This is a genomic window from Autumnicola musiva, assembly GCF_031846585.1.
Lineage (GTDB): Bacteria > Bacteroidota > Bacteroidia > Flavobacteriales > Flavobacteriaceae > Autumnicola > Autumnicola musiva.
Genome location: NZ_JAVRHK010000052.1, coordinates 1 through 1,786 on the forward strand (window position 1 = coordinate 1; position 1,786 = coordinate 1,786).

Here is a 1,786-nt window from a genome sequence, read left to right on the forward strand (position 1 = left end):
TCAAATTGCGCTGAATCCGTAAAAAGTTATATTTTAGATTTTAATAAACATCAGGCTTAGCTGACAAATTCAAGTTCTCATTCGCAACTTGCCTTAACCGCGGCCGTTGGCAACAAGCTAAACATAATTCTAACTAAAACTTAACTTTGAAAAAAGCTGTCATTCTAATTTTAATCTTCATTAACTTAATCAGTTGTTCAAAGAATGATCAAGTTGATTTTGATACTGGTAATCTTTGGAAAATAACTTCTAAAAGTGGAACAGAATCGTTTATTTTCTCAACTATACATTTATATCCTAAAGATGAATTGGAAATTGCCCAAGAAGCAATCTCCAGTCTTAAGAAATGTAATACTCTAGCACTTGAGTTCAATATGTTAGATTCTTTAGAACTACAAAAAATTAGTACTTACAAAATGCCTAAATCTTTATCTAAAGGATATAGTGCGCTACTTTCAGAATACGATCCAAAAGAATTGAGTTCAATGGAAATTCAATTAATAGAAATTGCTAAAAAATATGAACTAAAAATTATTGGACTTGAATCGGCAGATGAAATGTTAGCTAATCTTGATAAGTTTAAAGAAACAGAAGATTCTAAAAAAGAAAAAAGCAATCAAATGTTAATTGAAAATTTTCAAATGGCTTTTAAAATGTACAGAGAAGAAAATATTCATGGTATAAAGAAAAATATGTCGCAAGATGAACCTACTATGACAGAGATAATAGTTGATCAAAGAAATAAAAATTGGATTGAAGACATAATTAAAACCATTGAAAAAGAGAAAACCTTTATTGCAGTGGGAATGGCACATTTTGGTGGGGAAAATGGAATATTAAATCTACTGCATAAAGAGGGCTTTAAATTAGAAAGAATAAAAAATTAATTGGTAACCCGCCAGTTGCCAACAACGGCTCATCGCAAATAACGGGTAGTTTGCTGAAAATCGCTATTTTAGAGACCAATTATTAAAACAACTAATCCGACTAATCCGCATCCCATGTCCCGCAACTTGCGATAGCCGGGACCGTTAGCTCCAATATTTTTACAAAATTTTAGTTACCAATTTGGGAATTTATTTTATCTTTGTTTTCAAAATAATTTGAGGTGAGAATTATTGCGAAACGAACTTTACGTGATTTTTGGATAAAACACGCAGATAGTGAACAACAATTAAAATCCTGGTATCGAGAAACTGAGAAAACAAATTGGAATAATATAAATGATCTAAAGAAGGATTATCCGAGTGCAAGTATTCTGCAAGAAAACAGAATCGTTTTCAACATCAAAGGTAACTCCTACAGATTAATTGTAAAATTCAACTTTGAATATCAAATCTGCTACATAAGATTTATTGGAACTCACGCAGAATATGATAAAATAGACGCTAATAATATTTAATAAGATGAGAATTAAACCAATTAGAAACGAGGAAGATTATCAAAATGCACTTCAAAGACTTGATGAGATTTTTGATGCAAAAAAGGGAACAGAAGAAGGTGATGAATTGGAAATATTAGCAATTCTCGTTGATAATTATGAGAATGAACATTTTCCAATAGGAATGCCGGATCCTATAGAAGCCATAAAATTTAGAATGGAACAAATGGGAATGAAACAAAAAGATCTTGCAGAGGTTTTTGGATTTAAAAGCAGAGTGAGCGAAATTTTGAACAAAAAAAGAAAACTGACTCTGGAAATGGTTAGAAAATTACATACTACTCTACATATTCCGACAGAAGTTTTAGTCCAGGATTATTGATCCGAACAAAAAATACAGGAGCT

3 protein-coding genes are annotated in these 1,786 nt (G+C 31.0%); all 3 read left to right on the top strand.

Annotation, left to right across the window (positions count from 1 at the left end):
* The first annotated feature begins 146 nt into the window (after window positions 1-146).
* The 3 genes from RM539_RS19740 to RM539_RS19750 all read left to right on the top strand — a co-directional run bounded on the left by RM539_RS19740 (window position 147) and on the right by RM539_RS19750 (window position 1,763).
* Window positions 147-887: a TraB/GumN family protein gene (locus RM539_RS19740; protein WP_311505139.1), complete on the top strand. Its 741-nt coding sequence runs from the start codon at window positions 147-149 to the stop codon at window positions 885-887.
* A 221-nt stretch (window positions 888-1,108) separates the two neighbouring features.
* Window positions 1,109-1,402, top strand: coding sequence for a type II toxin-antitoxin system HigB family toxin (locus RM539_RS19745; protein WP_311505140.1), 294 nt, complete (start codon window positions 1,109-1,111; stop codon window positions 1,400-1,402).
* 4 nt (window positions 1,403-1,406) lie between these two features.
* Complete coding sequence (locus RM539_RS19750) at window positions 1,407-1,763, top strand: helix-turn-helix domain-containing protein (protein ID WP_311505141.1); 357 nt, start codon at window positions 1,407-1,409, stop codon at window positions 1,761-1,763.
* Window positions 1,764-1,786: the final 23 nt, after the last annotated feature.